The sequence below is a fragment of the Streptomyces sp. NPDC051051 genome (assembly GCF_040682975.1).
Taxonomy (GTDB): domain Bacteria; phylum Actinomycetota; class Actinomycetes; order Streptomycetales; family Streptomycetaceae; genus Streptomyces.
Genome location: NZ_JBFBCB010000083.1, coordinates 1 through 18,705, shown reverse-complemented (window position 1 = coordinate 18,705; position 18,705 = coordinate 1). Strand labels below are relative to the sequence as shown.

15 protein-coding genes and 1 tRNA gene are annotated in these 18,705 nt (G+C 73.4%); 7 read left to right on the top strand and 9 right to left on the bottom strand.

Annotation, left to right across the window (positions count from 1 at the left end):
- Window positions 1–88: 88 nt before the first annotated feature.
- The 3 genes from AB0N31_RS34585 to AB0N31_RS34575 form a co-directional block, all read right to left on the bottom strand.
- Window positions 89–922 carry an SCO1664 family protein gene (locus tag AB0N31_RS34585; RefSeq protein WP_366062485.1) on the bottom strand — a complete coding sequence of 278 codons (834 nt, stop codon included), beginning with the start codon at window positions 920–922 and terminating at the stop codon, window positions 89–91.
- Window positions 886–1,476, bottom strand: a complete 591-nt coding sequence (locus AB0N31_RS34580; protein ID WP_366062484.1) for a DUF3090 domain-containing protein — start codon at window positions 1,474–1,476, stop codon at window positions 886–888. Before AB0N31_RS34580 ends, AB0N31_RS34585 begins: the two co-directional genes overlap by 37 nt.
- 88 nt (window positions 1,477–1,564) lie before the next feature.
- On the bottom strand, window positions 1,565–2,251 hold the full coding sequence (locus AB0N31_RS34575) for a histidine phosphatase family protein (RefSeq protein WP_366062483.1): 687 nt from the start codon (window positions 2,249–2,251) through the stop codon (window positions 1,565–1,567).
- Between the two features lie 61 nt (window positions 2,252–2,312).
- Between AB0N31_RS34575 and corA the strand changes: the two genes are divergently transcribed.
- Entirely contained in the window at window positions 2,313–3,323 is a 1,011-nt protein-coding gene (corA, locus tag AB0N31_RS34570) for a magnesium/cobalt transporter CorA (RefSeq protein WP_366062482.1), read from the top strand.
- Window positions 3,324–3,423: 100 nt separating this feature from the next.
- Here corA and AB0N31_RS34565 read toward each other — a convergent pair whose 3' ends face one another.
- On the bottom strand, window positions 3,424–4,212 hold the full coding sequence (locus AB0N31_RS34565; protein ID WP_366062480.1) for a ferritin-like domain-containing protein: 789 nt from the start codon (window positions 4,210–4,212) through the stop codon (window positions 3,424–3,426).
- A 232-nt stretch (window positions 4,213–4,444) separates the two neighbouring features.
- Entirely contained in the window at window positions 4,445–5,500 is a 1,056-nt protein-coding gene (locus AB0N31_RS34560; protein WP_366062479.1) for an LLM class F420-dependent oxidoreductase, read from the bottom strand.
- A 197-nt stretch (window positions 5,501–5,697) separates the two neighbouring features.
- Between AB0N31_RS34560 and AB0N31_RS34555 the strand changes: the two genes are divergently transcribed.
- Together AB0N31_RS34555 and AB0N31_RS34550 are read left to right on the top strand one after the other, a co-directional pair.
- Complete coding sequence (locus AB0N31_RS34555) at window positions 5,698–6,684, top strand: aldo/keto reductase (RefSeq protein WP_366062477.1); 987 nt, start codon at window positions 5,698–5,700, stop codon at window positions 6,682–6,684.
- Entirely contained in the window at window positions 6,681–8,954 is a 2,274-nt protein-coding gene (locus AB0N31_RS34550; RefSeq protein ID WP_366062476.1) for a helix-hairpin-helix domain-containing protein, read from the top strand. The genes AB0N31_RS34555 and AB0N31_RS34550 overlap by 4 nt, the downstream gene beginning before the upstream one ends.
- Window positions 8,955–9,081: 127 nt before the next feature.
- On the opposite strand, the gene AB0N31_RS34545 is transcribed toward AB0N31_RS34550, so the two are convergent.
- Window positions 9,082–9,771, bottom strand: coding sequence for a hypothetical protein (locus AB0N31_RS34545; RefSeq protein WP_366062475.1), 690 nt, complete (start codon window positions 9,769–9,771; stop codon window positions 9,082–9,084).
- Between the two features lie 47 nt (window positions 9,772–9,818).
- On the opposite strand from AB0N31_RS34545, the gene AB0N31_RS34540 reads away from it, so the two are divergent.
- Complete coding sequence (locus AB0N31_RS34540; RefSeq protein ID WP_005485166.1) at window positions 9,819–10,007, top strand: DUF5703 family protein; 189 nt, start codon at window positions 9,819–9,821, stop codon at window positions 10,005–10,007.
- Between the two features lie 71 nt (window positions 10,008–10,078).
- Here AB0N31_RS34540 and AB0N31_RS34535 read toward each other — a convergent pair whose 3' ends face one another.
- The 3 genes from AB0N31_RS34535 to AB0N31_RS34525 all read right to left on the bottom strand — a co-directional run bounded on the left by AB0N31_RS34535 (window position 10,079) and on the right by AB0N31_RS34525 (window position 12,767).
- Entirely contained in the window at window positions 10,079–10,855 is a 777-nt protein-coding gene (locus AB0N31_RS34535; protein ID WP_366062474.1) for a chaplin, read from the bottom strand.
- Between the two features lie 206 nt (window positions 10,856–11,061).
- Window positions 11,062–11,295, bottom strand: a complete 234-nt coding sequence (gene chpH, locus AB0N31_RS34530; protein ID WP_363089246.1) for a chaplin ChpH — start codon at window positions 11,293–11,295, stop codon at window positions 11,062–11,064.
- A 143-nt stretch (window positions 11,296–11,438) separates the two neighbouring features.
- Entirely contained in the window at window positions 11,439–12,767 is a 1,329-nt protein-coding gene (locus AB0N31_RS34525; RefSeq protein WP_366062473.1) for a M20/M25/M40 family metallo-hydrolase, read from the bottom strand.
- 217 nt (window positions 12,768–12,984) lie between these two features.
- On the opposite strand from AB0N31_RS34525, the gene AB0N31_RS34520 reads away from it, so the two are divergent.
- From AB0N31_RS34520 to AB0N31_RS34510, 3 genes are all read left to right on the top strand, one after another.
- Window positions 12,985–13,069: transfer RNA gene (locus tag AB0N31_RS34520), tRNA-Leu, on the top strand.
- 272 nt (window positions 13,070–13,341) lie between these two features.
- Window positions 13,342–17,196, top strand: coding sequence for a Pls/PosA family non-ribosomal peptide synthetase (locus tag AB0N31_RS34515; protein WP_366062471.1), 3,855 nt, complete (start codon window positions 13,342–13,344; stop codon window positions 17,194–17,196).
- 74 nt (window positions 17,197–17,270) lie between these two features.
- Window positions 17,271–18,614, top strand: a complete 1,344-nt coding sequence (locus tag AB0N31_RS34510) for a M1 family metallopeptidase (protein WP_366062470.1) — start codon at window positions 17,271–17,273, stop codon at window positions 18,612–18,614.
- The last annotated feature ends 91 nt before the right edge of the window (window positions 18,615–18,705 follow it).

Genomic DNA, 18,705 nt, shown 5'->3' with positions numbered 1-18,705 from the left:
CGATACTGGTTGTATCGGGGCGATCCCGACAACGCGGCGAGCGTGCGTGCCAGGCGTCGCCGGGCAGACGGGACTTTCGAAACACGCCCTAGACCGGTGGCCAGGGAATGGCCGGCCAGTCGCCGCCGGGTTCGGGGTGCCTGCCGGACTCCAGCAGCGCTCCGACACGCGCGCGTGTGGCGTCGACCTCGGCCGGGGTGACGAGCGCGGCCAGGGTGGCCGCCAGCGCCCCGCCCTCCTCCAGGGCGCCCTGGAGGCCCTTGAGCACCTCGACGGCCTCTCCCGTCAGAGGCTCCCCCGCCCACCCCCACAGGAGGGTGCGCAGCTTGTCCTCGGCGTTGAAGGTGACGCCGTGGTCGATGCCGTAGAGCCGTCCGTCGGCGGTGGGCAGCAGGTGGCCGCCCTTGCGGTCGGCGTTGTTGATGACCGCGTCGAGGACGGCGAGCCGGCGCAGCCGCTCGTCGTCGGCGTGCACCAGCAGCGCGGTCCGCCCCTCGCCGGTCTCGGCGAAGCCGATCGCCCTCCAGCCCGGCTCGGGCTCTTCGGCGTCGACCAGGGCGAGCAGCTCGGCCTGCGGGAACACCTCGATCCACAGCTGGCACATGCCCTCGCCGTACGGCCCGTCGCGCAGCACGGTCGGCGGGACGAGCCCCCAGCCGGTCGCCTCGGAGACCGCGTACGCGGCGACCTCCCGCTGGGCGAGGGTGCCGTCGGGGAAGTCCCACAGGGGCCTTTCGCCGGCGACCGGTTTGTAGACGCAGGCCGCCTCGCGGCCCTCGTGCGCGACGGTGCAGTACAAGGCCGCGTTGGACGCCTCCCGGATGCGGCCGCGCACGGTCAGCTCGCCTCGCGCGAGCAGGTCGGCGTCGGCCCGGCCGGTGGTCGTCACGCCCCGCGGCGGTATCCGTTCTGGCGCGGACATACGTGTCCTTCCGGGTCGAGCGGCAGACTGCACAGCGGGCACGGCGGCCGGCCGGCGTTGACGACGTCGAGAGCGCGCTTGGCGAAGGCCCTGGCCTGCGCGCCGGTGAGGCGGACCCGCAGCATCGGGGGCCCGTTCTCCTCGTCCTGGAGCAACCGTTCCTCGGCCTCGGCGAGGTCCTCGTCGGTCTCGGCGTCGAGTTCCACGAGGGCCTGCGCCTCGACGATCATGCGCTGCTCCTCGCCGTCCCAGGCGAGGGCCATCGTGCCGACCCGGAACTCCTCCTCGACGGGGGTGTCGAGGGGGGCCGAGTCGGCCACTTCGGTGGGTGCGACGGCGGGCACCGCGGCACTTCCGCCGCTACGGCGTACGACCTCGTCCAGCAGCTCGTCCATACGCTCGGCGAGCGCGGCGACCTGGGTCTTCTCCAGGGCCACGCTGGTCACCCGGGAGCCGGCCGTGGCCTGGAGGAAGAAGGTACGGCGCCCGGGCAGTCCGACCGTACCGGCCACGAAGCGGTCCGGGGGGTCGTAGAGGAACACCTGACGGGACACGTCCTGTCTCCATGGGAATCGTGGGTACGGAACGTCCATGCGTGAACGCGCGCGTATGTGGACCGCTTCACCCTACTGCGGTCGACGATCACGGTGCGCCCGCATCACCCCCGACCGTGGCGTCCTGCCGCGGGGGCTCCTCGCGCGGTACGAGGGAGGCGAAGTCGCCGGTGTCGCCGAGGCGCACGAGGAAGGGGCGCAGGCGGGTGTAGCGGATCACCGTGACGGAACAGGGTTCGACGGAGATGCGCTGGAAGAGGTCGAGGTGCAGTCCCAGCGCGTCCGCGACGAGCGACTTGATGATGTCGCCGTGCGAGCACATGAGGTAGACGGCGTCGGGGCCGTGGTCGCGCTCCACGCGCGCGTTCCACTCGCGCACGGCCTCGGCGGCGCGGGTCTGCATGGCCCGCATGGACTCGCCGCCGGGGAAGGCGGCCGCGGAGGGGTGCGCCTGGACGACCTCCATCAGCGGGTCGTCCGCCAGCTCCGCGAGCTTGCGCCCGGACCAGTCGCCGTAGTGGGCCTCCCCGATCCGCTCGTCGGAGTGGACGGGCAGGCCGGGGCGGGCGTCGAGCAGGGGCCGGATCGTCTCCTGGCAGCGTTGCAGCGGGCTGGCGACGACCTCGGCGATCGGCAGGCCCTCGAGCCTGGCCGGCAGCGCGGCGGCCTGTGCGGCGCCGCGCTCGTCGAGGGCGACGCCGGGCGTCCAGCCGGCGAGCACTCCGGAGGTGTTGGCGGTGGACCGACCGTGCCGGACCAGGATCAGCGTGGGCATGCCGCCCAGGGTAGGGGTACTCCTGGGGGCACAGGGAACCGCGGAAGGGAGAAAGCGCTTCGTGATCGTCGACTGCGCCATCTATCGGGACGGGTGCCGGACGGAGGGCCCGCAGGACTTCTCCGACGCGCTGGAGGAGGCGCGTGCCGCGGGCGGCTTCGTCTGGATCGGGCTGCACGAGCCCACCGAGAAGGAATTCGCCCACGTCACGCGGGAGTTCGCGCTGCACCCCCTGGCGGTGGAGGACGCCCTCAAGGCCCACCAGCGGCCCAAGCTGGAGGTGTACGACGATTCGCTGTTCCTGGTGCTGAAGCCGGTCGTGTACGAGCCGGAGAGCGACGCGGTGTCCTCCGGGGAGGTCATGGTCTTCCTCGGCGACTCCTTCGTGCTGACCGTCCGGCACGGCGACGGCGCGCCCCTCGCGGCGGTACGGCGGCGGCTGGAGCACGAGCCGGAGATGCTGGCGAAGGGACCGACGGCGGTGGTCTACGCGATAGCCGACGCCACCGTCGACCACTACCTGGACGTGGCGACGGAGTTGCAGACCGACCTGGAGGAACTGGAGGCGGAGGTGTTCTCGCCGGACGGCGGCGGGTCGCGGAACACGGCCTCCCGGATCTACACCTTCAAGCGGCAGGTGCTGGAGTTCCGCCGGGCCACGGTCCCGCTGGCGCCCCCGGTGTCCCGGCTGGCCGGCACCGGCGGGTCCGGGGCGGGCCTGTCCGGGACGGGTCTGCCGTTCGTGAACGACAAGGCGCGGCCCTTCTTCCGGGACGTCAGCGACCATCTCGCGCGCGTGAACGAGTCCGTGGAGAGCCTGGACCGGCTCGTGTCGGACATCCTCTCGGCGCACCTGGCGCAGATGAGCGTCCGGCAGAACGACGACATGCGGAAGATCTCCGCGTGGGCGGCCATGGCCGCGATCCCCACCATGATCGCGGGGATCTACGGCATGAACTTCGAGCACATGCCGGAATTGCACTGGACCTGGTCGTATCCGGCGGTGATCGCGATCATGGCCGCCCTGGAGGTGGTCCTGTACCGGATGTTCAAGCGGCGGGGGTGGCTGTAGGAGGCGAGGGCCCCACGCGCGGGTGCGGTGCCGTGCGGGTGCGGCCCACCCGCGGGTGCCGGCCGCGCGGTTCGGGCCCGCGCGCGTGGTGGGCCGTCGCTCAGGCGAACTCGGGAGCCGTGGTGGCCGGGCCGCCCAGGGCGTCGCGGCGTTCGGGCATGCTCAGGGCGACCATGCGGCGCCAGCCCGCCAGCCGCTCCCACGCGTACACGGCGTGGATGCCGGCGGCGAGGAGGGCCGCCTTGGGCCGGGACCAGCCGAGGATGCGGCCCATGTGGGACATCACGGCCAGGCTGACGTCGCGGTAGACGCGGATCTCCGCGAGCGCGGACTCGCGCAGCGTGCGCTGGATCGCGCGGCCGTGCCCCGCGCGCGCGAAGCGCAGCAGTTCCTCGTGGCAGTAGGCGAGGTGGTTGTCCTCGTCGTGGGAGATCATCCGCACCGCGCGGCCGATGTCGGGGTGGTCGGCGAAGTGCTTGCGCAGCAGCTCCATCTGCTCGGAGGCGCGCTGCTCGGTGACCCGGCTGTGGGCGAGGTAGGTGACGACGTCCTGCACGGTCAGCGGCCGGTCCGCCGTGAGCTTGTCGTGGGCGAGGCCGATGCCGCCGCGCTCCAGGAGCATCGTGTAGTCGGTGTCGGGCGGGACGGGGACGGGCTGGAGGCCGCGCTTCCTCAGCAGGGCGTCGAAGATCCTGCCGTGCTTGTCCTCGTCGGCGCCGTGCCGCGTGATCTTGGGGGCGAGGTCGCGCTGGTCCGGCGGGAGGAGCGCGGCGATCCGGGCGTTCTCCCACCCTCCCTGGGACTCCCCGCTCGCGGCGATGGAACAGAACAGCCGGAAGGACTCGTCGTCGTCCAGGATCTCCTGGAACAGACTCTTGGCCGAAAGCATCGTGGGGCACCTCTCCGCATCCCGGGGGATTCCGCAGGTTCCGCAAAGAACGAGTCAAGTGCGGAGAGGGAGGTGCTGCAACAGCTGTGCCGGAACGACTACGCCGAACGGATGACCCGAGAAGCCCGCGCCGGAGGCGTGACCGCGCGCTTCGCGGGGCGTTGTTCCCCGTGACGGCCGTGGCGGGGAAGACCCCCGAGCCCCCACCACGGCCGCTGACTTCCTCCCCGCGCTACGCCAGCCCGGCCAGCTCCAGCGCCTCGGCGCCCGCCCGCAGCGAGGCGAGCCGCTCGTCGAGGGTGAAGCCGGCGGGGGCGAGGGTGAGGGTGGTGACACCCGCCGCCGCGTAGGCCTTCATCCGGTCGGCGATGCGCTCCTTGGAGCCCAGCAGCGTGGTCCGGTCGATCAACTCGTGCGGAACGGCTGCCGCGGCGCCCTGCTTGTCCCCGGAGAGGTACTTGTCCTGGATCTCGTCGGCGGCCTGCTCGTAGCCCATGCGCCGGGCGAGCTGGTTGTAGAAGTTCTGCTTGCGGCTGCCCATCCCGCCGACGTAGAGCGCGGTGTAGAGCCGGAAGGTGTCGGCGAGGCGCTCGACGTCGTCGTCGGCGCCGACGGCCAGCGGCAGCGTCGGGCAGACGTCGAAGCCGTCCAGCGTCTTGCCGGCCTTCTCGCGCCCCGCGCGCAGGTGCTTGATCGCGGTGTCCTCGATGTGGTCGGCGGACGGGAAGATCAGCAGGGCGCCGTCGGCGATCTCGCCGGTCTGCTCCAGGTTCTTCGGGCCGATCGCGGCGATGTACAGCGGGATGTGCTCGCGCTCCGGGTGCACGGTCAGCTTGATCGGCTTGCCGGGGCCGCCCGGCAGCGGCAGCGTCCAGTGCTCGCCCTCGTACGACAGCCGCTCGCGCGTCATCGCCTTGCGGACGATCTCGACGTACTCGCGCGTGCGGGACAGTGGCTTGTCGAACTTGACGCCGTACCAGCCCTCGGAGACCTGCGGGCCCGAGACGCCGAGGCCGAGGCGGAAGCGGCCGCCGGACAGCGAGTCGAGGGTGGCGGCGGTCATCGCGGTCATCGCCGGCTGGCGGGCCGGGATCTGGAAGATGGCCGAGCCGACGTCGATGCGCTCGGTCTGGGCGGCGACCCAGCTGAGCACGGTGGCGGCGTCCGAGCCGTAGGCCTCCGCGGCCCAGCAGACCGCGTACCCCAGCCGGTCGGCCTCCTGCGCCACGGCCAGGTTGTCCCCGTCCATTCCGGCACCCCAGTAGCCGAGGTTGATCCCGAGCTGCATGGCCGATTCCCCTTACTGATCAGTAACGACGCTGTTCCGGAGACAGTAGCGCGGGGGCGGCCCCGGGGGAGGGCGGTGTGGCGAGGGTCGCGGCGGCCCGCAGGGCCCAGGCCTGCCCGAACCGGTCCCGGCCTGCCCGGAATTCCGTTGTCCACAGGCAACCCACGGCCCAGTTCCGGCCAGTAATCTCGGCGTCCATGGAGCAGAGGCATCTCGGTCGCACCGGCCTGCGCGTGTCCCGCATCGGGCTCGGCACCCTGACCTGGGGCCGTGACACCGACGAGCACGACGCGGCGGACCTCTTGAAGACCTTCTGGGAGGCGGGCGGCACCCTCGTCGACACGGCGGACGTGTACGGCGACGGGGAGGCCGAGTACGTGCTGGGGCGGCTCATGGAAGGCCTGGTGCCGCGCCGGGACCTGATCATCTCCACGAAGGCCGGCAGCGTGCCCGACCCGGACCGGCGCTTCGACGGTTCACGCGGTCATCTCCTCGCGGCCCTGGACGCCTCGCTCACCCGGCTCGGCACCGACCACGTCGACGTGTGGCACGTGCACGCCTTCGACCCCGACACCCCGCTGGAGGAGACCCTCCAGGCCCTGGACATCGCGGTCGCCAGCGGTCGCGCCCGCTATGCCGGCATCTCCAACTTCTGCGGCTGGCAGCTCGCCAAGGCCGCCACCTGGCAGCTCGCGGCACCGGGTACGCGCACCCGGCTGGCCAGCACGCAGATGGAGTACTCCCTGCTCCAGCGCGGCGTGGAGCGCGAGGTGCTGCCGGCCGCGCTGGACCTGGGCATCGGCCTGCTCCCCTCCTCCCCGCTCGGCCGGGGCGTCCTCACCGGCAAGTACCGCGGCGACGCCCTGCCACCGGACTCCCGCGCCGCCTCCGACCACTTCGCGGCGTTCGTCGAGCCCTACCTCGACGAGACCGCGAGCCGCATCGTGGACGCCGTGGCGACCGCGGCGGACGGGCTCGCGGTGAGCCCGCTCCAGGTCGCCCTCGCCTGGGTCCGCGACCGGCCCGGAGTGGCCGCCCCGGTCGTCGGCGCGCGCAACGCGCAGCAGCTCACGGCTGCATTGTCGGTGGAGGCCCTTAGTCTTCCTGAGGAGATCTGCCGGGCGCTCGACGACGTGTCGGCGCCCGTGCACCGCTATCCCGATCACGACTGGAGCACGCTGTGAGCACGGAGCCGGAGCCCCCCAGCACCACGGAGAACACCGGGCCGGGCACCCCGGACGACGCCCCGCCCGCCGAGGGCTCACCGGAGACCGACTCCGTGGCGGCCCCGGCCGGCGACGACGGGACGACGCCCGGGTCCGCGGCCGACGGGATCACGCCGGGGTCCGCGACGGCCGACGCCACCGTGCCGGGATCCGACGGCGGCGCCGTGCCGGAGTCCGCGGCCGAGGAGTCCGCCCGGAAGCTGTCCGAGGCCGAGGCGGAACTCGCCGCCCAGAAGCTGGAGCGGGAGCGGATCGAGCGGCGCAAGGCGGAGAAGCAGGGTCCCATCCCCGCCGGGACCAAGCTGAGCGGCAAGGCCGCCGACCTCCTCGCGGCCGTACGGGCCGTGGAGAGCGGGGAGAAGCCCACCGCCACCGTGTTCGCCGATCCGGAGCCCGCCCCGCCCCGCGCCGCCCCGGAGCCCGTGCGGCGCCCGCAGCCGGTGGCCGCGGATCCCGTCGCCACCGCACCGGCGCCGGACACCGTCGAGGCCGTACGGCGTGTGCTGGCCGGCGGCGGTGCTCCCGAGGCGCTGGCGCCGCAGGTCGCGGCGGTTCTCGGCGAGGGGGCCGCGGAGGCCCTGGGCGAGGACCCCTGGCAGTTGCTGCGCGTCCCCGGTGTGCGCCCCGAGCAGGCGGACGGCTTCGCGCGGGCGCTGCTCGGCGCGGAGTGCGCCCCGGACGACGAGCGGCGGGGCCGGGCGGTGACCGTCTGGCTGCTGGAGCAGGCGGCCCTGGCCGGGCACACCGCACTGGAACTGCCGACGCTGACGGCCGCGCTCGCCCGGCGGGGGGTCCCGGACGCGGACGCGGCCGTGCAGGGCACCCTGGCCGAGGGCGAGGCCCTCGCCTTCCAGGACGCCCTGGAGGAGCCCGGCGCCGCCCCGGCCCCGGTGGCCGCGAGCGAGGAGTCCGAGGAGTCCGACGAGGACAACGCGGAGGAGACCGGCCCGGTCCGGGTCCTCGTCGGTCTCGAGCGGTACGCGCTCGCGGAGGAGAGCCTCGCCGACGGTCTGGCCCGCGTGGCCAACGCCCTGGCCAAGGAGACCTCGACGCCGTGGGAGTCCGCCGCCGCCCAGGCGTCCGGCAGCACGGCCGAGCTGATCCGCGCGGTCGCCGGGCACGGCCTCGTCGTGCACACCGGCGGCGAGGCGGCCCGCGCCGAACCGGCCGCCCTCCTCGCCGCCGCCCGGTCCCTGGGGGTGCGGGCGTTCGCCGCCTGCCACACACCGGACGGGCGGCGCCGGCTGGCGGCGCACCTGGACGCGGCGGACGGCTTCGTCGTCACCCTCCCCGGCCTGCTGTCCGGCGCCGAGGGCCCCGGCCGGGACGCCGAGGGCGCCTTCGCCCTGGACCTGCTGATCCTGCTGGACGCGCCGCAGCTGGACGTGGAGACCGCCGCGATGGTGGTGGAGTCGCTCCCGGACGGCGCCCGGCTGGTGCTCAGCGGCGACCCGGCGCTGCTCTGGTCGGCCGGGCCGGGCCGGGTCTTCGCCGACCTCCTCGCCGCCCGGGTGTGCCCGCAGGTCGCCTCCCGCATCCCGGATCCGGGGCCGCTCGGCGAGCTGGTCTCCGGAGTGGGCGTCGGTGAGCTGAACCAGGTCGAGGCGCCCGGCAAGGAGATCGTGATCGTGCCGGTGCGGGACGCCGGCGAGGCCGTGCACCGGACGGTGCAGCTCGTCTCGGACTCCGTGCCGCGGGCCTTCGGCATCGCCGCCGGGGAGACGGTGGTCGTCACCCCGGGCCACGGCGGCGCGGCCGGCACCCGCGCGCTGAACGCGGCGCTGAAGGAGCGACTCAACCCCGGCCCCGGCCGCTTCGGCGGCTTCGACCCCGGCGACCGGATCGCCTACTCCCCCGTCCCGGGCCGTACGGTGACGGGCCGGGTGGTGACGGCCGACGCGGAGGGGTTGCACCTGTCCTGCGCCGGTGGCGCCGTGGTCGTGCCGAAGGAGCGGGTGGAGCACTCCGTCCGGCACGGGTGGGCGCTCACGGCGCACCAGGCGGTGGGGAGCCGGTGGCCGGCGGCGGTCGTGGTGCTGCCCGGTGATGCCGCGCAGGTCCTGTCCCGCCCCTGGGTCTACACGGCCTTCGGCCGGGCGGAGCGCCACCTGTCCGTGGTTCACGGGGTCGAGCAGGCGCTGCCCGGAGCGGTCGCCGCGATCACGGCGAAGCCTCGCACGACCCGGTTGCCGGTCCTGCTGCGCACGCAGGTCCCGGCGGCGGACTGACGGCCGCGAAGACGCGAACGGCGGCGGTCACGGCCGGGGAATCGCTCCCCGGGCCGTGACCGCCGCCGTCTCCCGCCTGTCGCCGTCCGCCTGCCGCCGTCCCGCGGCGTCCGACGCGGCCTCTCCGCTAGCGGTCGGCCCGCTCGGCGTCCAGCGGCTCCAGATCATCTTCTTCGTCATCCGCCAGTTCGTCCTCGACGTCGTCGTCCACGTCGTCGTCGAAGACCGAGCTGACGTCGAAGCGGCACACCACCTGCTGCGGGTCCGGCTGCTCGAAGGGCGTCTCCAGCCATTCGCCCGGCTCGGCGGGTTCGTCGGCCGCCAGCACCCACAGGGTGGAGTCGCCCTCCTCCAGACCGAACTCCTTGTGCCGGGAGGCGATCTCGTCGGGTTCGAACTCGCCGAAGAGCAGGCCCAGCGCGCCGTGGACGGTCCCGGAGGCCTCCGCGTCCGCGCCGTCCTCGAACTCGGCCGCCTCGACCCGCTGGGCCTGCGCCAGCAGCCGCTGCGGCTCCACCACCGCGTAGTCGCGGCGGATCAGGACGCTCAGGGCGTTGGGCTCCTCGGGTCCCGCGTAGGGCGGCAGCGAATCGTCGGCGCCGGGGATCTCGAAGGGGGTGACCTCGTCGTAACGGTCGTAGAGCAGTTCGTCGTACGCCTCCGCGGCAGCGGCCAGCTCGTTGAACGCCTCGTAGACGGCCGGGTCGTCCTCACCCGTCCGGCGTTCGACCGCCGCAAGGTGGCGGTCGAGCGCGGTCTTGACCGCCTCGGCGGCGGCGCGTACCTCGGCAGCGGTGGGCTGCGCAGCATCAGACATAGTGCAGACGCTATCCGTACCGGGCCCCAGCCCGCACAATAGATGCGATGCCGGAATACGAATTTGTCGACGTGTACGTACCGCGCGGGGTCTCCCGCAAGGACGCCACACGTCTGCTGACCGACCATGCGGAGTACGGACACTGGGAGTTGGACCGTCTGAGCCTGCTGCGGGACGGCAGCCGCCGAGTGCGGCTGCGTCGGCGGATCATCCGTCAGGTACGCGCCACGTGGTGAGCCGAAGATGACGGAAACGGAGCGGGCCCCGCCGAGGCGGGGCCCGCTCCGTTGTGCGGTGCCGGGGACGGTCAGGCCGCGGCGCGCGCCTTGCGGTAGAGGACCGCGCCCGCGAGCAGCGCGCCGGCGCCGGCCGGGAGCGTGAGGCCCAGCGGCAGTCCGCTGCCGGTCTGCGCGAGCTGCGGGGAGTGGACGGAGGAGTGTCCGGCCGGGGTCGGGTGGCCCGGCTTGGCGGGGGTGCCCTCGTCCTGGGAGTGGCTGGGCTTGCCGGGGCCCGGTGTGACGGGCGTCTCCTCCTCGCCGCCGGGAGGCGTGCCGTAGTCGCGGCCGGGGCCGCTGTCGTTGGCGCAGTCGTTGCCCATGGCCGGGTTGAGGATGCCGACGACGTCGACGGTGTTGCCGCACACGTTGACCGGCACGTTCACCGGCGCCTGGACGTTGTTGCCGGAGCCGACGCCGGGCGAACCGGCGGTGTGGCCGCCCGCCTGTGCGCCGCCCGGACCGGCGTGCGTGCCGGAGCCGCCGTGACCGCCCGGACCGGCGTGCGAGCCGGAGCCGCCGTGGCCGGCATGGCTGCCGCCGCCCTTGTCGTCGCTGTGGTCCGTGCTCCGGTTGGCACAGGAGTTGCCCATGGCCGGGTTGAGGATGCCGACGACGTCGACGGTGTTGCCGCACACGTTGACCGGCACGTTCACCGGCGCCTGGACGTTGTTGCCGGACAGGACGCCGGGCGAGTCGGAGGCGTAGCCGCTCGCGCCGGAGTCGGCGTGGGCGTAGCCGCCTGCGGCGGCGATCACCCCCGTCGCCGCCGCCACAGTCATGAGGCCTTTGCGGGTGACCTGTCGCATTCCTGAATCCCTGCTTTCGATCTCGTCCCGAATCACTCGCATCCTTCCAGCTTCGCGAGGCCTCCGGGCGCTACGACTTCTTCGGCTTTCCTTTCTCATGTCATTCGGATTTCGCACGAATGGCAGGAGAAAAGACCGGCCGACCCCGGAGCGCATGGCGTGCGCTCCGGGGCCGACGGCGTGGACGACCCCTCAGCGGGTCGACGTCACTTGTTGATGCAGACGTTGCCGAAGGCGGGGTTCAGCAGCCCGATCACCGAGATCGTGTTACCGCAGACGTTCACGGGGACGTGGACGGGCACCTGGATCACGTTGCCGGAAGCGACACCCGGGGAGTGCACGGCGGCACCCTGGGCACCCGAATCGGCGACGGCCATGCCCGCGCCCGCGAGAACCAGACCACCGGTGGCAGCCGCAGCAGCAACGACCTTCTTGAGCATTATTCCTCCTTGTTGGCAATGCGATCCCCAGTAACGGGTCGCACCAGCACTAACGACGAGGAAGTAATGGGGCTACGTGCTTATCGTCGCATTCACTCTTCTCAGTCGCTCCCGTACATGCTGCCGAATAGGAGGCGTGCCGTTCAGGAGGCGTCGATGAAGCGGTCGAGCACGCGGACGCCGAACCGGAGGCCGTCCACGGGCACGCGCTCGTCGACGCCGTGGAACATGCCGGCGAAGTCCAGCTCCGGCGGCAGCTTCAGCGGGGCGAAGCCGAAGCCGCGGATGCCGAGGTCGTCGAAGGACTTGGCGTCGGTGCCGCCGGAGAGCATGTAGGGGATCGCCTTGGCGGTGGGGTCCTCGGCGAGCAGCGCGGACTGCATGGCCTCCACCAGCGGTCCGTCGAAGGAGGTCTCCAGGGCCTTGTCGGAGTGCACGTCCTCACGGCGCACCTTCGGGCCGAGGATCCGGTCGAGGTCGGCGAGGAACTCCTCCTCGTGGCCCGGCAGGAAGCGCCCGTCGACGTGGGCGGTGGCCTCGCCGGGGATGACGTTGACCTTGTAACCGGCGTTCAGCTGCGTGGGGTTGGCGGTGTTGCTCAGGGTCGCGCCGATCAGCTTGGCGATGCCGCCGAGCCGGGCGAGGGTGGACTCCATGTCCTCCGGGTCCAGCGGGGTGCCCAGCGCGTCGCCCAGTTCGTCGAGGAACGCCCGGGTGGTCTTGGTGACCCGTACCGGAAACGTGTGGCGGCCGAGCCGGGCCACGGCCTCGGACAGCTCCGTGATCGCGTTGTCCCGGTGGATCATCGAGCCGTGCCCGGCGGTGCCGGCCACCCTCAGCTTCATCCAGTGCATGCCCTTCTCGGCCGTCTGGATCAGATAGAGCCGGCGCTCCTCGCTCACCGTGAAGGAGAATCCGCCCACCTCGCTGATCGCCTCGGTGACGCCCTCGAAGAGGTCCGGGTGGCGGTCGACCAGGTGCCGGGCGCCGTAGGTGCCGCCCGCCTCCTCGTCGGCGAGGAAGGCGAGGACGATGTCGCGCGGCGGCCTGCGCCCGGAGCGCAGCCGGTCGCGGACGACCGCCAGGGTCATCGCGTCCATGTCCTTCATGTCGACCGCGCCCCGGCCCCACACGCACCCGTCGGCGACCTCTCCGGAGAAGGGGTCGTGGGTCCAGTCGGCCGCGTTGGCGGGGACCACGTCGAGGTGACCGTGGATGAGGAGCGCGGGCCGGGAGGGGTCCGTGCCCTCGATGCGGGCCACGGTGGAGGCGCGCCCCGGGTGGGACTCGTAGATCTTCGGTTCGAGCCCGACCTCGGCGAGCTTCTCGGCGACGTACTCGGCCGCCTTGCGCTCGCCCGGACCCGAGTGGTCGCCGTAGTTGCTGGTGTCGAACCGGATCAGCTCGCGGCAGAGGTCCACGACCTCGTCCTCGCCGGTGACGCCCCTGGCCGTGTCGTCCGTCGCGCTCACGCTGGTTCCTCCCGCTGTCACTGCTGGTGGTTCCCCTCATCCTCCCCCTCCCCGGCGCCCGCGCCCAAGACCGGTCCCGGCCCGTCACACGCCGTTCACGCCGTTCACTCCGGATGCGGCGGGCGGCGGGCCGCGGGCGGGCTGTGATCGGGCACCCCGGAAAGCCTGGTAATGTTTACGTCGTCGCCGCGGGGGAAACCCGCGCGAAAGACACCTTGTCCGGGTGGCGGAATGGCAGACGCGCTAGCTTGAGGTGCTAGTGCCCTTTATCGGGCGTGGGGGTTCAAGTCCCCCCTCGGACACGTGAGATGAGCGAGGGCTCCGACCGTCAGGTCGGGGCCCTCGCTCGTTGATGTGGGGCATCTCTCCCCAGCTCGAAGATCACCAGGTCACGGCATTTCCGCGGCCCCCCGGCGAACCCCGTTCGGCCGTCCCTGCCGGCCGCCGGAAGGGGGCGAGCCTGGCGTCGTACTAAAATTTCCGGCTTGTTACGGGCTGGAGCCGGACAACCCCAGGCAGACCTGCGGGCCCGCCAGCGCCCCGGAGGGCTCCGGGAACGAGACGCGAGGACCCGATGGCAGCCACAGACGAGAGCAGTGCTCTCGGCCTGCTCGACGAAGAGATCCGCGAACAACTCGGCGACACGGCACGTTTCTCGGGCGGTCCCGCCCCCTCCCCGCGCACCCTCGTCGACATCCTCGACGCGTCCGTGCGCTCGTACCCCGACGAGCCGGCCCTGGACGACGGCGGGACCGCGCTGACCTACCGCGAGCTGGCCGTCGAGGTCGAGCGGCTGCGCCGCCGGCTGGCCGGCGCCGGGGTCGGTCTCGGCGACCGGGTGGGGATCCGGGTGCCGTCGGGGACGAACGACCTGTACGTCGCGATCCTCGCCGTGCTCGCCGCCGGGGCGGCCTACGTCCCCGTGGACGCCGAGGACCCCGACGAACGGGCCGAGCTGGTGTTCGGGGAGGCCGGGGTCAGGGCCGTCGTCGGTGCCGGGCACGAGCTGACCGCGCACGGCCGCTCGGAGGCGCCGGCCGCGCGGCCCGGCGCCGGGCACGACGCGTGGATCATCTTCACCTCCGGCTCCACCGGGAAGCCCAAGGGCGTCGCCGTGAGCCACCGCAGTGCCGCCGCGTTCGTGGACGCCGAGGCCGCACTGTTCCTCACCGACGAGCCGATCGGGCCGGGCGACCGGGTGATGGCGGGGCTGTCCGTCGCCTTCGACGCCTCCTGCGAGGAGATGTGGCTGGCGTGGCGGTACGGCGCCTGCCTGGTGCCGGTGCCGCGCGCGCAGGTCAGGAGCGGTGCCGACCTCGGTCCCTGGCTGGTGGAGCAGGAGATCACCGTGGTCTCGACGGTGCCCACGCTCGCCGCGCTCTGGGAGCCCGGGACCCTCAACGACGTCCGTCTGCTGATCTTCGGCGGTGAGGCCTGTCCGCCCGAACTGGCGCAGCGGCTGGTGACCGAGGGGCGCGAGGTCTGGAACACGTACGGACCGACCGAGGCGACCGTCGTGGCCTGTGCGGCGCTGCTGGGCGGGGCGGAGCCGATCCGGATCGGGCTGCCGCTGCGCGGCTGGGATCTGGCCGTCGTGGACGAGGCCGGCGAGCCGGTGCCGATGGGCGGCAGCGGGCAGCTGGTGATCGGCGGCGTCGGGCTCGCCCGGTACCTCGACGCCGAGAAGGACGCGGAGAAGTACGCGCCGCTGGAATCGCTGGGCTGGGAGCGGGCGTACCGCAGCGGTGACCTCGTGAAGGCGGAGCCGGAGGGGCTGGTCTTCCTCGAGCGGGCCGACGAGCAGATCAAGCTCGGCGGGCGGCGGATCGAGCTGGGCGAGGTCGACGCGGCGCTCCAGGCGCTGCCCGGGGTCGCGGGCGCGGCCGCCGCCGTGCGCACCGCGCGCAGCGGCAATCAGCTCCTCGTCGGCTACGTCGTCGTGCAGGACGGCTGGGACCGGGCCGCAGCCGTGGACGGGCTCCGCGCCGGGCTGCCCGCCGCGCTGGTGCCGCTGCTCGCGCCGGTGGCCGAGCTGCCGACCCGGACGTCGGGCAAGGTCGACCGGGCCGCGCTGCCGTGGCCGCTGGAGGGCCTGGAGACGGGCGGGCCGGCCGAACGGCTCTACGGCACCGAGGCCTGGCTCGCCGAGCAGTGGACGGCGGTCCTCGGCGTCCCGGTCGGCGGCGCCCGTGACGACTTCTTCGCGATCGGCGGCGGCAGTCTGGCCGCCGCGCAGCTGACGACGCGGCTGCGGACCCGGTATCCGAGCGCCGCCGTGCTCGACGTCTACCAGCGGCCGACGCTGCGCAAGCTGGCCCGGCACCTGGAGGAGTCCGCACAGGACGACGGCTCCCGGCGCACCGTCGCCCCGGTGCCGCGACGCGCGCAGCTGGTGCAGGTGCTGCTGCTCGTGCCGCTGTTCACGCTGCTGGGGCTGCGCTGGACGCTGGTCCTGGCCGCCGCGGGCAACGTCCTGCCCGCCCACGGCTGGCTGCCGACCGCGCCCTGGTGGCTGGTGGTCGCGGGCGCGCTGCTGTTCTTCAGCCCGCCCGGCCGGCTCGCGCTCGGTGCGGGCGGGGCACGGCTGCTGCTGCGGGGGGTGGCGCCGGGCCGTCACCCGCGGGGCGGCGGGGTCCATCTGCGGCTGTGGGCCGCCGAGCGGCTCGTCGAGTTCAGCGGGGCGACCTCGCTGACCGGTTCCTGGCTGCAGCGGTACGCCCGCGCCCTCGGGGCGAGGATCGGGCCGGACGTGGATCTGCACGCGCTGCCGCCGGTCACCGGCATGCTCAGGCTGGGCCGGGGCGCGGCCGTCGAGTCCGAGGTGGACCTCTCCGGCTGGTGGCTGGACGGCGACCGGCTGGAGATCGGCCCGGTCAGGGTCGGTGCGCACGCCGTCGTCGGCACGCGCAGCGTCCTCTTCCCGGGGGCGCGGGTCGGCAAGCGGGCCGAGGTGGCGCCGGGTTCGGCCGTCGTCGGCCAGATCCCGACCGGGCAGCGCTGGGCGGGCGCGCCCGCGGTCGAACTCGGCAAGGCCAAGCGCAACTGGCCCAAGGAGCGGCCGGCCCGGAGCCGGGTCTGGCGGGCGCTGTACGGGGCCTCGGGGGCGGGACTGACGCTGCTGCCGGTGTCGGCGGCCGGGGCCGCGCTGCTCGTGGCGTACGCCCTCGTCCCGCCGGACGCCCCGCTGCGGGGTGCCGCCCTGGCGCTGGTCCCGGCCACGCTCGCCTACGGGCTGACGTACGCGCTGCTGCTCCTGGTCGCCGTGCGGCTGCTGAGTCTGGGGCTGCGGGAGGGCACGCATCCGACGCACGGCCGGATCGGCTGGCAGGCCTGGACGGTCACCCAGCTGATGGACCGCTCGCGCGAGACGCTCTTCCCGCTGTACGCCGGGCTGGCGACGCCGGTGTGGCTGCGGCTGCTCGGGATGCGGATCGGCAAGGGCGCCGAGGTGTCGACCGTCCTGGCGCTGCCCAGTCTGACCACGGTCGGCGAGGGCGCGTTCCTGGCCGACGACACGCTGACCGCGCCGTACGAGCTGGGGGGCGGCTGGTTGCGGATCGGGCGCGCGGAGATCGGGCGGCGGGCGTTCCTCGGGAACTCGGGGATGACCGCGCCGGGGCGGAGCGTGCCGGACGGCGGGCTCGTCGGGGTGCTGTCGGCGACTCCGAAGAAGGCGAAGAAGGGCAGCTCCTACCTGGGGCTGCCGCCGGTGAAGCTGCCGCGGGCGGCGGCCGACGGCGACCGGAGCCGCACCTACGAGCCGCCGGCGCGGCTGCTGTGGGCGCGTGCGCTGGTGGAGCTGTGCCGGATCGTGCCGGTGTTCTGCTCGGCCGGTCTCGCGGTGCTGACCGTGGCCGCGCTGTGCGCGCTGGGGGCGTGGGCCCCCTTGCTGTCCGGGCTGGTGCTGCTCGGGGCGGGCGGGGCGGCGGCCCTGCTGTCGATCGTCGCGAAGTGGCTGCTGGTGGGGCGGCACCGCCGCGGGGAGCACCCGCTGTGGAGCGGTTTCGTGTGGCGCAACGAGCTGGCGGACACCTTCGTCGAGGTGGTGGCGGTGCCGTGGCTGGCAGGTTCGGTGCCGGGTACGCCGGTGCTGTCGGCGTGGCTGCGCGGGCTCGGCGCGCGCATCGGCCGGGGCGTGTGGGTGGAGAGCTACTGGCTGCCCGAGGCGGACCTGGTGACGCTGGAGGACGCGGCCACGGTCAACCGGGGCTGTGTGCTCCAGACTCACCTCTTCCACGACCGGATCTTGCGGACGGATACTGTGGTCCTCCGTGAGGGTGCCACGCTGGGCCCTGGCGGGATCGTGCTGCCCGGCAGCACGGTCGGGGCCCGTACGACCCTGGGTCCCGCGTCGCTCGTGATGGCCGCGGAGTCCGTCCCGGACGACACCCGCTGGCTCGGCAACCCGATCGAAGCGTGGCGTCCCTGAACGCCGGCCACTCGGAACCGGACGACGGCACACCGGCGGGGAGTGGCAGCACGGCGCAGGGAGCGGACGCGGCAGTGGCAGTTCAGCAGGCAGGCGGGGCGGACCCGTACTTCCCGGCCAACGGTGATTCCCGGTACCGGGTGCACCGCTACGAGCTCACGCTGGACTACCGGCCCGGGCCGAACCGGCTCTCGGGCACCGCCCGGATCAACGCGATAGCCGGGCGTTCGCCGCTCGCCGAGTTCCAGCTCAACCTGGCCGACTTCAAGATCGGCCGGGTCCGGGTGGACGGCCGCCAGGCGCACTACACGCACCGCGGCGGCAGGCTGCGCGTCCGGCCCGCCAAGGCGCTGCGGGCCGGGGCCGCGTTCACCGTCGAGGTGCACTGGGCGGGCAACCCCAAGCCGGTCAACAGCCCCTGGGGCGGGATCGGCTGGGAGGAGTTGGGCGACGGGGCGCTGGTGGCGAGTCAGCCCGTCGGGGCGCCGTCCTGGTACCCGTGCAACGACCGGCCCGCCGACAAGGCGTCGTACCAGATCTCGGTGACGACGCCGTCGGCGTACGCGGTGGTGGCGGGTGGCCGGCTGCTGACCCGGACGACGAAGGCGTCCACGACGACCTGGGTGTACGAGCAGTCCGCGCCGACGTCGAGCTATCTGGTGGGGCTGTCGATCGGCAAGTACCAGACCGTGCTGCTCGGTGATCCGGGGCTCGGCGGGGTGCCGCAGCACGGGCACATCCCGGCGGACCTGCTGCCGGAGTTCTCGCGGGACTTCGCGCGCCAGCCGGGCATGATGCATCTCTTCCAACAGCTTTTCGGGCCCTACCCGTTCGACGAGTACGCGGTCGTGGTGACCGAGGAGGAACTCGACGTGCCCGTCGAGGCACAGGGGTTGTCGCTGTTCGGCGCCAACCACGTGGACGGGGCCCGGGGTTCGGAGCGGCTGGTGGCGCACGAGCTGGCGCACCAGTGGTTCGGCAACAGCGTGTCCATCGCCGACTGGCGGCACATCTGGCTGAACGAGGGCTTCGCCAAGTACGCGGAGTGGCTGTGGTCGGAGCGCTCGGGTGGCCGTACGGCGCAGCAACTGGCCGTCGCCGCGCACCGGTCGCTCTCCGCCCTGCCGCAGGACCTGAAGCTGGCCGACCCCGGCCGCAAGTCGATGTTCGACGACCGGCTCTACGAGCGGGGCGGGCTCACCGTGCACGCGCTGCGCTGCGCGCTGGGCGACGACGCGTTCTTCCGGATGCTGCGCGCCTGGCTCGGTCTGCACCGCGGCGGCGCGGTCACGACGTCGGCCTTCACGGCGCACGCGGCACGGTTCGCGGCCGAGCCGCTGGACGACCTGTTCGACGCGTGGCTGTACGCGACGGCGCTGCCGCCGCTGCCGCGGGCCGACACGCGGGCGGCCGTCTAGTAGGGCTTGGTCATCTTCACTCGTGGGTGGCGTGTCTGTTTGTTCGTGGGTGTCGTTGTGCTGGTGTGACACCTGAGGAGATGGCCGGGGT

Coding starts and splice junctions, on each gene's coding strand:
- AB0N31_RS34540 (WP_005485166.1), top strand. CDS start 9,819: ATGCCGGAATACGAATTTGTCGACGTGTACGTACCGCGCGGGGTCTCC.
- AB0N31_RS34560 (WP_366062479.1), bottom strand. CDS start 5,500: ATGCAGCTCGGGATCAACCTCGGCTACTGGGGTGCCGGAATGGACGGG.
- AB0N31_RS34535 (WP_366062474.1), bottom strand. CDS start 10,855: ATGCGACAGGTCACCCGCAAAGGCCTCATGACTGTGGCGGCGGCGACG.
- AB0N31_RS34575 (WP_366062483.1), bottom strand. CDS start 2,251: ATGCCCACGCTGATCCTGGTCCGGCACGGTCGGTCCACCGCCAACACC.
- AB0N31_RS34565 (WP_366062480.1), bottom strand. CDS start 4,212: ATGCTTTCGGCCAAGAGTCTGTTCCAGGAGATCCTGGACGACGACGAG.
- AB0N31_RS34545 (WP_366062475.1), bottom strand. CDS start 9,771: ATGTCTGATGCTGCGCAGCCCACCGCTGCCGAGGTACGCGCCGCCGCC.
- chpH (WP_363089246.1), bottom strand. CDS start 11,295: ATGCTCAAGAAGGTCGTTGCTGCTGCGGCTGCCACCGGTGGTCTGGTT.
- AB0N31_RS34585 (WP_366062485.1), bottom strand. CDS start 922: ATGTCCGCGCCAGAACGGATACCGCCGCGGGGCGTGACGACCACCGGC.
- AB0N31_RS34555 (WP_366062477.1), top strand. CDS start 5,698: ATGGAGCAGAGGCATCTCGGTCGCACCGGCCTGCGCGTGTCCCGCATC.
- AB0N31_RS34515 (WP_366062471.1), top strand. CDS start 13,342: ATGGCAGCCACAGACGAGAGCAGTGCTCTCGGCCTGCTCGACGAAGAG.